General features: G+C 60.2%; 17 protein-coding genes and 1 tRNA gene. 12 read left to right on the top strand and 6 right to left on the bottom strand.

Translation table 11 applies throughout. From position 1 onward, the window contains the following. Together BLW80_RS07590 and BLW80_RS07585 are read right to left on the bottom strand one after the other, a co-directional pair. On the bottom strand, positions 1-270 hold the full coding sequence (locus BLW80_RS07590) for a GlsB/YeaQ/YmgE family stress response membrane protein (RefSeq protein WP_089267746.1): 270 nt from the start codon (positions 268-270) through the stop codon (positions 1-3). A 27-nt stretch (positions 271-297) separates the two neighbouring features. Further along, entirely contained in the window at positions 298-921 is a 624-nt protein-coding gene (locus BLW80_RS07585) for a YidB family protein (RefSeq protein ID WP_093758157.1), read from the bottom strand. A 133-nt stretch (positions 922-1,054) separates the two neighbouring features. On the opposite strand from BLW80_RS07585, the gene BLW80_RS07580 reads away from it, so the two are divergent. From BLW80_RS07580 to BLW80_RS07570, 4 genes are all read left to right on the top strand, one after another. Then, positions 1,055-2,056 (top strand): 2-dehydropantoate 2-reductase, encoded by a 1,002-nt coding sequence (locus BLW80_RS07580; protein WP_093757505.1) that lies wholly within the window; start codon positions 1,055-1,057, stop codon positions 2,054-2,056. Between the two features lie 489 nt (positions 2,057-2,545). After that, positions 2,546-2,803, top strand: a complete 258-nt coding sequence (locus tag BLW80_RS07575) for a hypothetical protein (protein ID WP_231078919.1) — start codon at positions 2,546-2,548, stop codon at positions 2,801-2,803. Positions 2,804-2,874: 71 nt separating this feature from the next. Further along, complete coding sequence (locus BLW80_RS29835) at positions 2,875-3,111, top strand: hypothetical protein (protein WP_139285791.1); 237 nt, start codon at positions 2,875-2,877, stop codon at positions 3,109-3,111. Positions 3,112-3,114: 3 nt separating this feature from the next. Then, positions 3,115-3,579, top strand: a complete 465-nt coding sequence (locus BLW80_RS07570) for a CAP domain-containing protein (RefSeq protein ID WP_244528036.1) — start codon at positions 3,115-3,117, stop codon at positions 3,577-3,579. A 21-nt stretch (positions 3,580-3,600) separates the two neighbouring features. Here BLW80_RS07570 and BLW80_RS07565 read toward each other — a convergent pair whose 3' ends face one another. Together BLW80_RS07565 and BLW80_RS07560 are read right to left on the bottom strand one after the other, a co-directional pair. Then, positions 3,601-4,326, bottom strand: a complete 726-nt coding sequence (locus tag BLW80_RS07565) for a hypothetical protein (protein WP_244528035.1) — start codon at positions 4,324-4,326, stop codon at positions 3,601-3,603. Positions 4,327-4,660: 334 nt separating this feature from the next. Continuing rightward, a complete protein-coding gene (locus BLW80_RS07560; RefSeq protein ID WP_089267744.1) occupies positions 4,661-5,041 on the bottom strand; it encodes a hypothetical protein in 381 nt (126 codons plus the stop codon). Positions 5,042-5,234: 193 nt separating this feature from the next. Between BLW80_RS07560 and BLW80_RS07555 the strand changes: the two genes are divergently transcribed. Then, a tRNA-Arg gene (locus BLW80_RS07555) sits at positions 5,235-5,311 on the top strand. Between the two features lie 60 nt (positions 5,312-5,371). On the opposite strand, the gene BLW80_RS07550 is transcribed toward BLW80_RS07555, so the two are convergent. Then, positions 5,372-8,101 carry a bifunctional diguanylate cyclase/phosphodiesterase gene (locus BLW80_RS07550; RefSeq protein WP_093757504.1) on the bottom strand — a complete coding sequence of 910 codons (2,730 nt, stop codon included), beginning with the start codon at positions 8,099-8,101 and terminating at the stop codon, positions 5,372-5,374. A 106-nt stretch (positions 8,102-8,207) separates the two neighbouring features. Then, the gene (locus BLW80_RS07545) at positions 8,208-8,957 is read right to left on the bottom strand and encodes a GntR family transcriptional regulator (RefSeq protein WP_092150091.1); all 750 of its coding nucleotides are present in this window, start codon (positions 8,955-8,957) and stop codon (positions 8,208-8,210) included. A 227-nt stretch (positions 8,958-9,184) separates the two neighbouring features. On the opposite strand from BLW80_RS07545, the gene BLW80_RS07540 reads away from it, so the two are divergent. From BLW80_RS07540 to BLW80_RS07510, 7 genes are read left to right on the top strand one after another with little or no spacing between them, the layout of a single operon-like run. After that, positions 9,185-10,426, top strand: coding sequence for an alpha/beta hydrolase family protein (locus BLW80_RS07540; protein WP_170849607.1), 1,242 nt, complete (start codon positions 9,185-9,187; stop codon positions 10,424-10,426). Between the two features lie 2 nt (positions 10,427-10,428). Next, positions 10,429-11,076, top strand: a complete 648-nt coding sequence (locus BLW80_RS07535; protein ID WP_093757502.1) for a cysteine hydrolase family protein — start codon at positions 10,429-10,431, stop codon at positions 11,074-11,076. A gap of 37 nt (positions 11,077-11,113) precedes the next feature. Beyond that, positions 11,114-11,998, top strand: coding sequence for a polysaccharide deacetylase family protein (locus BLW80_RS07530; RefSeq protein WP_244499631.1), 885 nt, complete (start codon positions 11,114-11,116; stop codon positions 11,996-11,998). Further along, entirely contained in the window at positions 11,995-12,702 is a 708-nt protein-coding gene (locus BLW80_RS07525; protein WP_309942401.1) for a fumarylacetoacetate hydrolase family protein, read from the top strand. Before BLW80_RS07530 ends, BLW80_RS07525 begins: the two co-directional genes overlap by 4 nt. 2 nt (positions 12,703-12,704) lie before the next feature. Then, positions 12,705-13,589 carry a polysaccharide deacetylase family protein gene (locus BLW80_RS07520; RefSeq protein ID WP_093757501.1) on the top strand — a complete coding sequence of 295 codons (885 nt, stop codon included), beginning with the start codon at positions 12,705-12,707 and terminating at the stop codon, positions 13,587-13,589. Between the two features lie 19 nt (positions 13,590-13,608). After that, the gene (locus tag BLW80_RS07515) at positions 13,609-14,460 is read left to right on the top strand and encodes a branched-chain amino acid ABC transporter permease (RefSeq protein ID WP_068729440.1); all 852 of its coding nucleotides are present in this window, start codon (positions 13,609-13,611) and stop codon (positions 14,458-14,460) included. Then, the gene (locus BLW80_RS07510; RefSeq protein ID WP_093757500.1) at positions 14,457-15,419 is read left to right on the top strand and encodes a branched-chain amino acid ABC transporter permease; all 963 of its coding nucleotides are present in this window, start codon (positions 14,457-14,459) and stop codon (positions 15,417-15,419) included. The genes BLW80_RS07515 and BLW80_RS07510 overlap by 4 nt, the downstream gene beginning before the upstream one ends.

Genomic DNA, 15,419 nt, shown 5'->3' with positions numbered 1-15,419 from the left:
TCAGCGATTGCCCGGATCGGAAATCATCCGGCGGGCAACCAGCCTGTTCCAGATGAACAGCACCACCAGCGCGCCGATCGTGGCGGTGATGAAGCCGGCACCCTGGTTCGGGCCGTAATGGCCGATCTGCTGGCCGATGAACGTCGCCAGGAATGCGCCGGCAATACCCAGGATAGTGGTCAGAATGAAGCCGCTGGGGTTGTTTGGCCCCGGTGACAGAAGGCGGGCGATAATGCCTGCGACAAAGCCCACAACGAGAATCCAGATCATAGCAATATCCCCTCTTTCAAGTGCGCGTTAAACCCAGCTGGACTTAACTTCGTCTTCCGTGGGTAGCCGGCCATGCGGTGTGAACTGATTAACGGCATCGGGTAGTTCGTTGCTCAGCTCCGCGAGAAGCTGCTCGCGGGACATGCCGGTGCGCGACGTCAGTTGCGCGATCTGATCCGCGCCAAGTGCGGCGCCGAGATCATTAGGCGAGATCTGCTTGTTCGGGCCGGAGCTGACCCAGGAATCCGCGGCGTCGCCATGGCCGTTCTGCTGGAACTGCTTAAGCAGGTCGCCGAGGCCACCGCTGAGCACGCTGCCGGCGGCTCCGCCCGCCAACAGACCGCCGAGCGGGCCCTTCAGAAGGTCGCCGAGGCCGCCTGCTGCAGTGCCAGAATTTCCGCCGAGGAGGCCGCCAAGCATACCACCAAGGCCGCTATCTTGCGCGCTGGCCTGCGTCGTATTCGGCGGCGGGATTTCTTGCGAGTGCCCCTGTGCCGCCGGTTGGCTACCAGTGAAGTGCTTGTATCCTTTGTAGGCGAGCAGCGCGAGGATCGCCATCGTCATCGGCGACATGCCGCCGCTCTTGTCGTCGGGATCGCTGGGGCCACGCGGCCCGTTGGCCATGCCATTCAGAATGTCGAGCAAACCCATGATCATCTCCTGTTCTGCCAGCCCGGCGAAAGCATAGCTGCGCGGTATGACGCCTACAAGGCGCGTCGGTTCCGCCGATAGGCAGCGCTGCGGCATTTTGCTAGTAACGGATGCTGGATGAACGGGAGATGACGTGATCGAAACGCGGCCCATTTGTATCGCCGGTGCCGGCAGTATCGGCTGTTTCGTGGGTGGCATCCTGGCGGCAGCCGGCCGCGACGTCGCCATACTGGCGCGGCGGCGCATCGTGGACAGCATCGAGGGGCACGGTCTGAGGCTGACGAGCTTCGAGGGACTTGATCAACGTCTCGCCCCCGGCCAGCTGCGGCTGTCGGATGACCCCGCCATCATGAGCGAGGCGAAGATCATTCTGGTCGCGGTCAAGAGCGGCGATACGGCGGAGATGGCGGGGCTGATCGCGGATCATGCAGCGCAAGACGCGATCGTCGTCAGCCTGCAGAACGGCGTCGGCAATGTTGCGGTCCTCCGCGCAGCTCTGCCCGGGCGCCGCATCCTCGGCGGAATGGTGCCATTTAATGTCATCGCAAAGGACGATGGTCATGTTCACCGCGCAACGTCCGGAAACATCGTCGTCGAACGCGATGGGGCCGATACCGCTTCGCAGCTATCCGTGCCGCATCTTGCCGTCCTTGCGAGCGACGATATCGTCGGTGTCCAGTGGGGTAAGCTGCTGGTCAATTTGAACAACGCGCTCAATGCGCTGTCGGATATACCGCTGCGGTCGCAGCTTGCACAGCGCGCGTGGCGCTCGTTATTTGCCGATCAAATGGCGGAAGGCCTGGCCGTTCTGAAAGTCGCCGGTATCAAGCCCATCTCGGCGACGCCGATCCCTGCGCGACTAACGCCGCATTTGCTGCGGCTACCTGACGGCCTGTTCAATATGCTGCTCGGGCGGACGATGAAGATCGACGCAAATGCGCGCTCGTCCATGTGGGAGGATCTGCAGCGCGATCGACGCACCGAGATTGACTATTTGCAGGGTGTCGTCGTTGAGCTGGCGGCGAAATATCAGATCACGGCTCCGCTATCGCTGCGCGTGATGACACTGATCAAGCACGCAGAGACGTCAGGCAGGGGATCGCCCGCACTCACGCCAGATCAGATTCGCAGTTAGCGTGAAATTGATTGAGCTGAAGGGAGTGTTGGACCGGCTTCGGCGCTATCATTACGAGAATGTTACTAATCATTTCGGCTACTATCGGTGGACTCAACTATCCGAATGCTCCAATTGCGTCTGCCGGTCAATGCGATGGTACCATTATCCGTTGCATTCGCATCAAGCCGATGATTATCCGTTAAATATCAATTGCGGATACGCGTCGGTGAATTCTCAGTAAATGAGATGTAAAGCGTCTTTTAGCCCGTTATTCGCAGACGAGTAGCAGTTCGCGTCGTGAAGAAGGCTCGCAGGAGTACGGCTGGTTCAATACTAGACATCATGATGTGACATCAGGGGCTATGTCATTCGCGACATCTTTAGTATAGAAGGCCGCGTGATTTGACGGTGGTTCGCGCTTCGCGCGCCGGGCTGGGCGTTTGATCCTTTCATATCATCGGCAAAGCGTGTGCCGGTCGAATTATTCAACTAACAATCGGAGCTACAATGGCCAAGAAAGCGAAAAAGAAACTCGTCCGTCGCGAGTACACCAAGGAAGACGTGAAGATCCTGAAGGCGCATTCGAAGGCCCAGACCCCGCTCGAGAAGATTTCCAAGGAGATGAAGCGCACCGGTGGTTCGCTGCGTCAGAAAGCCATCAAGCTTGGCATTCCGCTCGGTCATCGTCGCCGCAAGGCGAAGAAGGTTGCCACGAAGGCTACCAAGGTGACTAAGACTGCAAAGGCCAAGAAGGCCAAGAAGTAAGCTTTCGTACTGAACGAAGCCGGCCTGAAGTTCGTTAGCGCTTCAGGCCGTTTTCTTGGGTGGAGCGATCGATGCGAACCCTGTTTTTGAAGGTCTTGAAGCGGAAATCCTGCGCCGCTATCGCTGTGGTTGCGGCGATACTAAGCATTGGTGCCATCGCACCTGCATTTGTGGTTCCTCCGACGGTCACCCCGTCGCCGGGTTATGATGCCCGGCTTGCCGAGCAACGACGCGCGACTGAAGTGCAGGCGCCTGCGCATGCTCGCAAGCCCGCTGCCGCGATCGTCTGCGCAACGTCGTCGGTATAGTCATTGGATCTGATCCGTGAAGCGATTGTCATGACCTACCGCCCCCTGAGGTTGTTTGTGCTCTGTGGTGCGTTGATCGTGGCAACCATTGTCGAAAGCAGAGCGGCTGATTATGCGAGCCAGATCAGTGCCTTTCGCCGGGCGCACAAGCTCTCCTCTGTCACGCTGGACAGTAAATTGAACGCGGTCGCGCTTGCTCAGGCGCAGGCGATGTCATCCAGTGGCAAGGTCAGCCACGAGGTCGGCGGTGTTTTCTCCGCGCGTGTGGGGAAGCTCCGCAAATCCAAAGCAGCAGAGAATATCGCGGCGGGCTTCCTGACATTTCCCGAAACGTTGAGGCAATGGGAAGAGAGCCCAGGTCATCGCGAGAACCTGCTCATGTCCGGCGCACGCAAGGTCGGCGTCGCTTACGTCGCCAATCCCAAGTCGCCCTACCGGATGTTCTGGGCGATGGTCATCACGGATTGATACCTGACAGGTTGCTATGGCTCAAGTGCGCTTGGTCTTGGCCGGCGCGGGCGTGCCGAACAGCGCGTCCTTGATGTCTTTCAGACCCGATGACAATTTGGACCACCCACAGGTAAGCGGCTCGATCGCGCAATCCGGCTCCTTGGCGCGCACTTTGGGCCGAGGCCTAGGTAGCACGACAGGCTTCGCATCGCTTGGGGTTTCCGCGGTCTGCCGAAAGTCCGTTTCGAGCGCAGCCTGGGTTTGCGCTTCGCGCTGCTTTTCAGCGAAGGCCGCGACGATGACGCTGCGACGCTGATTGTCCAGATAGATCTTGTACTGCTCGTCGATCGCCTTCTGTTCAGCCGTGGTTGGGTTCGGGCCAGCGATATCAAAGCTGCGGTTCTGCATGAAGTCGTGATACGTATAGCCGCCACCGCGCTTGCGCCGTCCCGCGAACTTGCTTTCGCAATCCGACAGCGCCACAGCCTTGGCGTCTTTCGAAGCCGTCGATTTTTCGATGCGCTCGGCGCAATCTTCATAGTCCGCAGGCGCGGCAGTCCACCATTGCGCACGGGCAGGCGAAGACATCAACGCGAGACCGGAGAGTGATGCGGTCGTCAGTAGCGCAAATATGAGTGACTTGTATGCGGACAAATGAGCCACGTAGGTTCCGATGTAGATAACAAACCCAATTCTCGCCATTTGTGGGCCATTTTTCAACCTCGGATGTGTTACTTCTCCCCGCTTTTGGAGCAAGTGCAGCATGACTGCATCAGTGCGGTCATGTGGTAGGCAGACCGGCGTTATTTCGCGATACAACGCTGATGTAGAAGTGTTTTCAGGCAGAGATCTGTTGCTGCTCTCATATCACTGAAATTGATCACCTCAGAATTTTGAGTCATTCTTGACAGTAGTTTTGGATCGCGCTGCTACGACGCGCAATCACCTACACGGGACCACACGTAGTTTGCGAGGCGACGGGCTCACGTCCGATGGAGCGGTGTTGTCGTTTCGTTTCGTGCGCCTGGGACTCTATCCGATAGCAGACACGAAAAAGGGCGGTCCTTTGGGCCGCCCTTTTTCTCAGATGTCAGTTGTATTACTGGCAGATGTGTCGTCGGCCGTCCTCGCCGCGGAACCAAGTTCCCGGCTGACACACGAAGCCCATGCGCTGTGCGTAGGAATCGCGCGGGACGCCATTGTAGCCATCATAGGAATTGTAGCTGTTCCGGAACGGCGCAGTTGCGATGGCCCCGGCGGTGCCCACAGCCGCACCCGCTACACCGACCGCGCCGCCAACCACGCCTGCTGCAACGTCACCCGGCCAGAAGCCCGAATCACGATAGCCGCTATCGACCGTACTGGCGCGATAGTCCTGCGTGGCCTGCGCCCGGCGATTCATCGGGTCCTTTGCCATCACTGGCGTAGCGATCAAGCCAGAGACCACGGCAGCAGCAGCAAGAAGTTTCATCTTTGTCATGCGGGATTCTCCATCGTTATTATGACAACCAGCCAACGATGGGCGGTCCGAGACGTTCCGATAGATGTCCCGATCTTTTAAGGGCATGTGACGCCGGTTCCGGCCCCGTCCTATTTGAACTGCCAACGGGTAGCGATGATCGAACGGCTCTGGTATGGAACTGTCCATGCCCGGTGTTCCTGACCGGGATCGCGGTCCCGTAGCTCAGCCGGATAGAGCGACGGTTTCCTAAACCGTAGGTCGCATGTTCGAGTCATGCCGGGATCGCCAGCTTTCCTTCTGTTTAATCCAAAACAGGCCATTTTCGCGATGATTTCGGGCCTGCTAATGTCAGGCGACGGCGATCTCGCGCTTCTGGAGCATGGCGCGAATCTCTCGTGACGGCTTGGCGGCACTGAAAAGAAAACCCTGCATCTGGGTACAGCCGAGCATACGCAGTGCGTCGAGTTGATCGGCTGTCTCAACGCCCTCCGCCGTGGTGATCATGTTGCGGGCGGCCGCGATGGTTACAACCGCCTGTACGATCGATGACGATCCGCCGGGCGCCACGATGTCCCGGATGAAACTGCGGTCGATCTTGACCTTGTCGAACGGGAATCGCTGCAGATAGCTGAGCGACGAATAGCCGGTCCCGAAATCGTCCAGCGCAATCCCGACACCAATGCCGCGGAGCTGATGGAGGATCGCGAGCGCCATCTCATCATCGCGGATCAGCACTGTTTCGGTGACCTCAAGCTCGAGTCGGTGAGCTGGCAAGTTGGCTGCCACGAGGGCTCGAGTGACATTTAAGGCCAGGGTCTGCGTCGTGAATTGAATCGGCGATACATTGACAGCGAGCTTGATCGGCGCCGGCCAGGAGGCCGCCTCAGCGCATGCCGTTCGCAATACCCAATTGCCGAGTTCGGTAATCAGGCCGGTTTCTTCGGCGATCGGAATGAACTCTGCCGGTGAAACCATGCCGCGAACCGGATGCCGCCAGCGGAGCAACGCTTCGCAACCAGTAATCTCGTTGCTGGCGATATCGACGACGGGTTGATAGTGAACCTCAAGTCCGTCTTCCGCGAGCGCCTTCCGCAGATCCTGCTCCAGCGCGCGCCGCGCCCTTGCGCCTTCATCCATGGCAGGCTCGAAGAAGCGAAAGGTGCGCCGTCCGGCGGCCTTGGCGCTATACATTGCAAGGTCGGCATGTCTCAGCAATTCGTCGAGATCGGAGCCGTCATCGGGGGCTACAGCGATTCCGATGCTGGCATCGGTCGTGATCTGGTGACCAAGGCATTCATAGGGCTGCCGGATGGCGTCATAGAGCGGCACCACTAGATGGGTGACATCGCTGCGGCGAGCAATTCCCGTATGCACGATGGCGAATTCGTCGCCGCCAAGTCGTGCGACAAAGCCCGCATTACCGACACAGCTGCGCAGCCGCGTGGCCACGATTTTTAGCAGTTCGTCGCCGATCGCATGACCGAGCGTGTCATTGACGCTCTTGAACTCATCGATATCGATATAGAGAATCGCAAATCGCGCGCCGTCGTGGAGCGTTGCGATTTCCGCTTCGACGCGCTCACGGAACATCACCCGATTGGGAAGATCTGTCAGAGCGTCGTAATGCGCAAGATGGGCAATGCGCTCTTCCGAACGTTTGCGATCGGTGATGTCCTCGAGCGTCGAGGCCCAGCCGCCGTCCCCCGATCTCTGAACGAGGATCTGGATCGAACGACCATCCGGCGTGGTCAGTAGCGTATCGTGGACAGGGCCTTCAGCAACGCTTCGCAAGAACGACGTGCAGTATTCGTCGACATCGCCGATGAAGGTTCCGTTGTCCTTGCGATGCTGGATGAGGTCGCGGAAATAGCAGCCTGGCTTCACGATCTTGTCGGATAGTCCGAACATGTCGATGAAGCGCTGATTGCAGACGACCAGCCGGCCATAGGCATCGAACAACAGCAGTCCCTGCGTCATATTGTTGATTGCAGTATCGAGATGTGTCGATTTTTGCGCCAGCATCCGTTCGGCCGAGCGGTGCTGGCGGTTCAGCTGCCGGACGATCAGGAACAGCGTCGCCAGGATCACCAATGCGGCAAGTGTCGCGCCGATGATTTGATATTTGGTCTGCTCGCGCCAGTCATGCAGGGCCGCGGGCATGCTGGTGGTCGCGACGATCATCACGGGAGCCGCCGCGAGGCGCCTTGCGGAGCCCAATTCGTCTTCCCCGTCGATGGGGCTGATATAGTGCCCCGTCGAGGTTCCGCCCGTCGACCAGAGGTCCTTGAAGACTGAGCTGTTGCTGAGGTTCTGGCCGATAACGGTCTCGTTCTGCGGATAGCGAGCAAGCACGGTGCCGTTGCGGTGGATCATCAAGATCTTGGCGTCTTTTTCGAGCGCGAGGGATGCGAAGAAGCTCTCGAAGTGAACCGGCTCGACGCCGCGGCTGATGATGCCCATGAATTCGCCATGGCGTCCGATCAGCTTGCGCGAAAACACGGCGGTCCATGCACCAGTCACCCTGCTGATGACGGGTTCGGCCAATACGACCGCGGGCCCGTTGTCGGCCTGCAGCGTCTGGAAATGCTGACGGTCGGCAATGTCGATGGCAGGCACCGGCCAGGTTTCCGACGAGTTGAGCAGCTTGCCTTCGGAATCGAACAGGTTGATGCCGCCGACATAGGGCAGGCTGCTGAGCTTGGTGCGTAGCATGCGGTGGACGTCGATCCCCGACATCAGATGCTGATAGGCGGCGCTGTTCTGGATGTTGGCCGACTTCATATAGGTGATGACGTCGTTCTGGATGCCCTGCAGGTCTCCGAACTGCTGGTCGAAGTGTCGTGCGACCAGCAGAACCGTGTTGTCCAGTTCGCGCTTCTTGCTCTCGATGGCGCGGTCTCTGAAATGGACGGTGATGTAGGCCGTGCCGATGGCGATGGCGGTAATCAGCAGGCAGCCGCACAGGATGAGGCCTTGGATCGGCCCGCCTTGAAATCGGAAACGGCGCAGCGCGGCGAAGCCAGCAAGGCCGCCAGCGCCATCAGACCGTTCCCCCGACTTTGCGTCGTTTTGCCCCATGCGTAGTTTTGTACCGGGGGGACCGCCAACGCGCCGTTACGAACTTCGGTGAATGATAGGTTAAGACGCTGCGCCATCGCGACGATGTCGATACGCCGCCGGTGGCCTATCCCGCCGCCGAACCATTGACGATATCGGCCTGCTCGCCGCGCTCGATCAGCGATTTGACCAGTGAGGATTTCACGCCGGAGACGTGTTCGCGCATCAGTACCTCCGCGCGCCAGGGCTCGCGGGCCATAATGGCGTCGTAGATCCGGTGGTGATCATCATGACGCCGGCGCACGTCGCGATGCTCGAAGGCGACGATGTTGCGGCTCGATGACATCGGCACGTGGTGGCAGATCCGGATCATCTCCGCCAGCATGCGGTTACGGGCGGCGCCCAGCAGGGTGTCGTGGAAGTCGCCATTGATGCCGCGATAGATGGTGAGATCGCCTTCGGCAAACTCACCGCGCGCCAGCAGTTTATCGCCGGCGACAAGGCTTTCCTCGATGATGGCGCGCTCCTCGGCGCTCAGTCCACGTTCGGCGGCGAAGCGTGCGGCCACGCCTTCCAGCGATGCGCGAATTTCATAAGCATCGACGATGGCCGAGAGCGGGAATTCACGGACGGTGAAGCCGCGATTGGGGGCGTAGTCGAGCAGCCCTTCGCCGGCCAGTGCCTGCAAGGCGGCCCGGACGGGGGTCCGCGAGACCTCCAGCGTCTTGCTGAAACGAACTTCGTTGATCCGTTCGCCTGCGCTGACCGTGCCATCCAGAATGGCGTCGCGGATCTGATCCGTCACCGATAGCGACCGGTTAGCGGCGCGGCCGGGGCCGCCAGCTTCAGGCGGCGGCAAGGGGGATGAGTCGGGCATCGGTGGTGCTCCGCAGCGAAGTGAATACAATTCAATCCGAGTGTGATCCGTCTTTGCTACTCAGCATACAGGAAAGCGCAATTTTACTGCATAAATATCGCGCATAAAGGGGAGGCAATTCGCGGAAATGATGAGCATCTGAAAAAGTGTATGTAATTCCGATTGACTCGTGACCCGAACCCGCAATGATGCGGTCACGTTCACAAGAAGCAGGCGGTACGCGTCTCATGGCGGCAGGGAAGTCGATCGGCGAAAACGCCATCGAGGAGATCACGGCGGATCGCACCCCGCACTATGAGCCGTTTGGCTGGCATCACTGGCCGGAGCATCCCTGGCTTGCCTATCAATTCCGCCGCGGTCTCGGTGAGACCCAGGAGGGCGGCGGCAGCGTGTCCGAGGTGATGCTGGCCGGTTCGCGGATGATCCCGGGCGACCTCGAAAGCTGGCATAAAGAGTGGATGGTGATCGCGGATGCCAACTGGCAGCGCGGCCTTTCCGAAGAAAAGCTCGGCCACATCCGCACGGCGATGAACTGTTTCCTGCGGGCTGCCGATTATTACCGCCAAGCCGAATTTCATCTCGAGCCGACCGATCCGCGACGGCTGCCGACCTTCGAGAAGATGGAAGCCTGCTCGCATAAGTTCATTTCCTATCTCAATCCGCCCGGCGAAGTGGTCGAAATCCCTTATGAGCCGGGCAAGCCGATCTGCGGCTACTTCATCCGTGCGCCATTTCCGGGAGACAAGCTGCCGGTGCTGATCTGCATGGGCGGTCTCGACTCCATCAAGGACGAGATGTGGTTCATGCAGGCCCATGGTTGCCTGCAGCGCGGCATCTCGGTGCTGATGGTCGATCTGCCCGGGCAGGGCGGTACCTTGCGCCGCCACGGACTTGCAACCCGCGCCGATACGGAAGTGCCGGTCGGCAAATGTGTCGACTGGCTCGAAAAGCGCGCCGATGTCGATAGCTCGCGCATCGCGGTCTGCGGCTCCAGCATGGGCGGTTACTACGCCGCGCGCGCCGGCTGTTACGAGCATCGCCTCGCGGCGGTGATCTCGCACGGGGCTGTCTGGTCGGTGCATGACATGTGGGGCCAGAAGGGCGACGACTTCGGTCTGGCGATGCATATCCGCTGGGTATTTGGCGCCAAGACCATGAAGGAAGCTCATGAGCTGATGAAGCCCTTTACGCTGAAGGGCCATCTCGAACACATGAAGTGTCCGTATCTCGTGCTGCATGGCGGCCACGACGTGCTCACGGTGACCGCGGCGCGCTCGACCTATGACCATGCGATTGCCAATGGTGTTGATGCGACATTGCGCGTGCTTGAGCCGGACGAGACCGGCGCCGAACATTGCCAGCACGACAATCCCACCATTGGACAGGAAGTGTTGGCCGACTGGCTCGCCGACAAATTCAAGATCGATCAGCGCACTCTGCTGAAAACTTCGTTCAACCCGCTGGTGTGATCATGAATTTTGGTGTCGATCAGATCAAGGCTGCCGTTGTCGCGATCGACCTGCATCGCGGTCATCTGGACATGTCGGTGGCGACCATGCCGACCACGCCGGATGTCGCGAAGACGGTGATCGCTGCCAATAAGCGGCTGTTCGACTGGTGCCGTAGTGTCGGCATTCCCGTGATCCACCAGGTCACGTCCTATCGCGACGAGGCCGAGATCCGCGCCAATCCGTTCTGGCGGACCCGCGCCGAGGATCCAAAAGCAACGCGCAAGAATGTGATGCGGCACAATATCATGGGCGGCCCCGGCTGCACCGTGATGCCGGAGCTGCTGGACCCCAGCGACTTCATCGTCAACACCAAGAAGCGCTACGATTGCTTCTTAGGCACCGATCTCGATTTCGTGTTGCGTTCGCACGGCATCAACACGCTGCTGATCACCGGCGTGAATACCAACTCCTGCGTGCTGGCGACGACGACGGCTGCCAACGTGCGGGACTATTCGGTGATCGTCGTCGAGGACTGTGTCGACAGCATGGACGGGCCAGAGTTGCATGCCGCCGGCCTTGCCTGCATCCGCACCGCCTTCGGTTTCGTGATGGATACCGAAGCGGTGATGCAGCTCGATCGCCTCAAGGGCGCAGGACGCGTCGCATGATCCCCTACAATCTCTCACTTTCGAAGGGCATCCAGCCATGACCGGTCCCATGCAGCCGCGCGAGCGTTGCGACTACTCCGCCATCGTCGATCGTCCCAAGCTGAAACTGCCGGGCAACGCCCGCATGATCGTCTGGACCATCGTCAATCTCGAGGTCTGGGATATTGCCAAGCCGATGGCGCGCCAGGTGCTGCCGGCGCCGACCGGCATTCCGCTGCTGCCCGATGTCGCCAATTGGGGCTGGCACGAATACGGGATGCGTGTCGGTGTCTGGCGTTTCTTCGATCTCTACAAGAAGCTCGGCATCAAGCCGACGCTGTCGATCAATGCGCGTGTCTGCGAGGATTATCCGCGCGTGGCCCAGCAGGCGAAGGACGCCGGCTGGGAGTTCATGGGCCATGCCTATGAGCAGGGGCCCATCCACAAGGAGGCCGACCAGAAAGCGATGATCAACCGCTCGATGGATGTGATTGAGAACTTCACCGGCAAGCGCCCGGTGGGTTGGCTGGGGCCCGGTCTTACGCAGACGCTGGAGACCCCGGAATTCCTCGCCGAAGCCGGCGTGAAATATATCGGTGACTGGGTCTATGACGACGAACCGACGGTGATTCGTACCGAGAAGGGGCCGCTTACAACGCTGCCTTACACGGTGGAGATGAACGACATCCCGATGATGATGGTGCAACATCATGAGAGCACGCAGCTCCTGAACCGTGCCAAGGATCAGTTTGATCGCCTCTATGCTGAAAGCGCCGAGCGGCCGAAGATCATGTCGATCGCGATCCATCCGTATATTTCGGGTCAGCCGTTCCGCATCAAATATCTCGAAGCGATCTATGACTACGTGAACCAGTTCGAAGGCGTGGTGCATTGGAATGGCGCCCAGATCCTCGATTGGCACAATACCCAGGTGGCGAAGTGAGTGTGACGTCCCAGCAGATGCTGCCAGCAATTCCCGTCACCGGCGTGCCGGTCGTGGGGGGCGGTTTTTTCCCTGTACGCCGCGTCTATTGCGTAGGGCGCAACTATCTCGACCACATCCGCGAGATGAAGGAAGCCGACGAGCGCGATCCGCCGTTCTTCTTCCAGAAGCCGCGCGACAGCGTAGTGCCGGACGGCGCGCGCGTGCCTTATCCGGCTTTCACCGAGGACTTCCAGTTCGAGGTTGAGCTGGTGCTGGCGATCGGACGCGGCGGCCGCGATATCGCGGTGGAGGATGCGCTCGATCACATCTGGGGTTATGCCGTTGGCATCGACCTCACCCGTCGCGACCGCCAGCGCGATGCCCGCGATATGCGACTGCCTTGGGAAATGGGCAAAAGCTTCGACGCGTCCGCGCCTTGCGGCGAAATTGCGCCGGCACGCGATGCCCGGCATTTCAACAATTGCGCGATCACGCTGTCGGTGAACGGCGTCGAGAAGCAGCGCGGCGATATCGGCCAGATGATCTGGAGCGTGCCGGAGATCGTGGCGCAGCTGTCGAAGCAGATGAAGCTCGAGCCGGGCGATCTCATCTATACGGGCACGCCTGCCGGCGTGGGTCCCGTCGTTCCGGGCGACGTTATCGACGCGCGGATCGAAGGCCTGCCGTCGCTCGGCATTACCATCGTTGAGCCGGAGACCTGATCATGTTGCCGACCGAACGCATTTCCTACTCGCCGATTGACGCTCGTCCACCGCTGAAGCTGCCGAATGGCAAGCGCATGGCAGTGTGGATCATCGTCAATGTCGAGGAATGGGACGCCAAGCAGCCGATGCCGCGTACGGTGCTGACACCGCCGGCCGGCGGCTCGCCGTCGCCAGACGTTCCGAACTGGGCCTGGCACGAATACGGCAATCGCGTCGGCTTCTGGCGCATGCTGAAAGTGTTCGACGACTACAAGCTCCCGGCCGCGCTGGCGATCAATGGTTCGGCGATCGCTGCTTACCCGCCCATCGTCGAGGCAGCCAAGGCGCGTAACTGGGAGTTCATGGGTCATGGTTTCACCCAGCGCAATATGCAGAAGGTTGAGAACGAACGCGAGGATATCCGCAAGACTGCCGAGGTGATCGAGAAGGCCACTGGCAAGCGGCCGCGCGGTTGGCTCGGGCCGGGTCTGACCGAGACCTGGGAAACGCCGGACCTACTGAAACAGGAAGGCTATGACTACGTCGCCGACTGGGTACTCGACGATCAGCCGGTATGGCTCAAGACCACGACGACACCGATCGTCAACGTGCCCTATACGCAAGAATGCAATGACGTCGCGATGATGCTGATCCAGCATCACAAAGCGTCGGAATATTACGACCGGGCCATCGACCAGTTCGAGCAGATTTACGAGGATTCCGAGAATTCGGCCCGGGTCATGGCATTGGTTGTGCATCCCTACATCATGGGCGCGCCGCATCGCCTGAAGCACTTCCGCCGGATCTTCGAGACCATCCAGAAGAAATCCGACGTGGCTTTCATGACCGGCGAACAGATTCTCGATTGGTATCTTTCGGTCGGACCGAAAGCGCCAGAAGCATAGATCAGGCAAGCAGCAGGGCATGAGTCTCTTTCAACTCCTCAACGGCCTGACTTTCGCCGCGCTGCTGTTCGTGGTGGCAAGCGGCTTCACGCTGATCTTCGGTCTGCTGCGCATCGTCAATCTCGCGCATGGCGCGCTGTATCTGTTTGGCGGCTATATCGGCTATAGCGTTGCGGTGAAGACCGGCAGCTTTGTGCTCGGCGGTATCGGCGCCATGGCGGCGATCGCGGCCATCGGCTTTGTGCTTGATCAGGGATTGCTGCGCTTCGTGCGCGGCAACGAGCTGCGGCAGGTGCTGCTGACGCTTGGCGTCGCCTTTTTCCTCAACGACCTCGCGCTGGTGATCTGGGGCGGCGACAGTTTCACGGTGCCGATTCCGGAGATGCTGCGCGGCGGCACGCGGGTGTTCGGCACCTTCTATCCGATCTACCGGTTGTTTGTGCTGGGGATGGGCATCTTCGTCTTCATCGGCCTGTGGGTGCTGCTCAATCATACTAGGCTCGGCGCGCTGATCCGCGCCGGCGTGGACGATGCCGAGATGGTCGAAGCGTCCGGCGTGAATATCCGCCGTGTCTTCCTCTTCACCTTCCTGTTCGGCTCGGCACTGGCCGGCCTTGGCGGCCTGATGGGAGGCGCGTTCCTGTCGCTCTATCCCTCAGCGGACGCGGAAATCCTCACCTTTAGTCTCGCCGTCGTCATCATCGGTGGGCGTGGCAGCCTCGTCGGCGTCGGTGTCGGTAGCCTGCTGGTCGGGCTTCTGAATACGCTCGGCCAGGTGATGTTCCCCGAGCTCGCTTATTTCGTGATCTTCGGCCCGATGGCGGTGTTGCTCGCATTCCGCCCGCTCGGCCTGTTCGGACGTGCCACATGACGCAGCCCGTGTCCAAAACGTCAGTTCTCGCCGGCATGACCAGCCGTGCGTTCGTCATCGCCGGGCTGGTGGTGATCGTCGCGGCCTGCCTGCCGATGGTGCTGTCGAGTTATCAGGTCGGCCTCGCCACCGAAGTGTTGATCTTCGGGGTCCTCGCCATGTCGATCGATATTCTCGCCGGCTTTGCCGGTCGGACTTCCCTCGGCCATGGCGCCATCTTCGGCGTCTCGACCTATGTCGTCGTCTACGCGACGGGCCAGGCCGGTCTGTCACCCTGGACGGGCTTCGCGCTCGGTGTGCTGGCGGCCACCGCGGTGGCCTCAGTATTTGCGCTGCTCGCGGTGCGCACCTCCGGCGTCTACTTCCTGCTGCTGACGCTGGCGCTCGGCATGATCGTGTGGGGCGTCTGCTTGCGCTGGACGCAGGTCACCGGGGGCGAGAACGGCATGCGCGCCGATGTGCGGCCGGCGGCCCTGATGAGCCACAGCGCGTTCTATTGGGCGGTGCTCGCTGGCGCCGTCATTGTATCTTTTGCCATGTGGCGGTTCGTGCGTTCGCCCTTCGGCCTGACGCTGCGCGGCATCCGAGACAGCGAAAGCCGCATGCGTAGCCTCGGCTACAATGTGCCGCTGCATCTGTTCATCGGTTTCACGGTGTCAGGCATCTTCGCCGGCATCGCCGGTGGGCTCTATGCGATGTTCAACAATTTCGTCAGCCCTTCGACCGTCGCGCTCGCGCAATCGGTGGAGGGTGTGTTGATGATGATCGCGGGCGGTGTCGGCACACTGTTCGGCGCCTTTGTCGGCGCAGCTGCGATCATCGTGCTGGAGAACATCGTCAGTTCCTACACCGAACGCTGGCTGATGGTTCTCGGCATCACATTCGTTCTCATCATGATCTTCGCCCCCGAGGGCATCATAGGCAAGCTGCGCGCGATCACTTCGCGCAAGGTGCGATAA

This window comes from Tardiphaga sp. OK245 (assembly GCF_900108575.1).
Lineage (GTDB): Bacteria > Pseudomonadota > Alphaproteobacteria > Rhizobiales > Xanthobacteraceae > Tardiphaga > Tardiphaga robiniae.
This window is presented reverse-complemented; position numbering and strand designations above follow the sequence as displayed.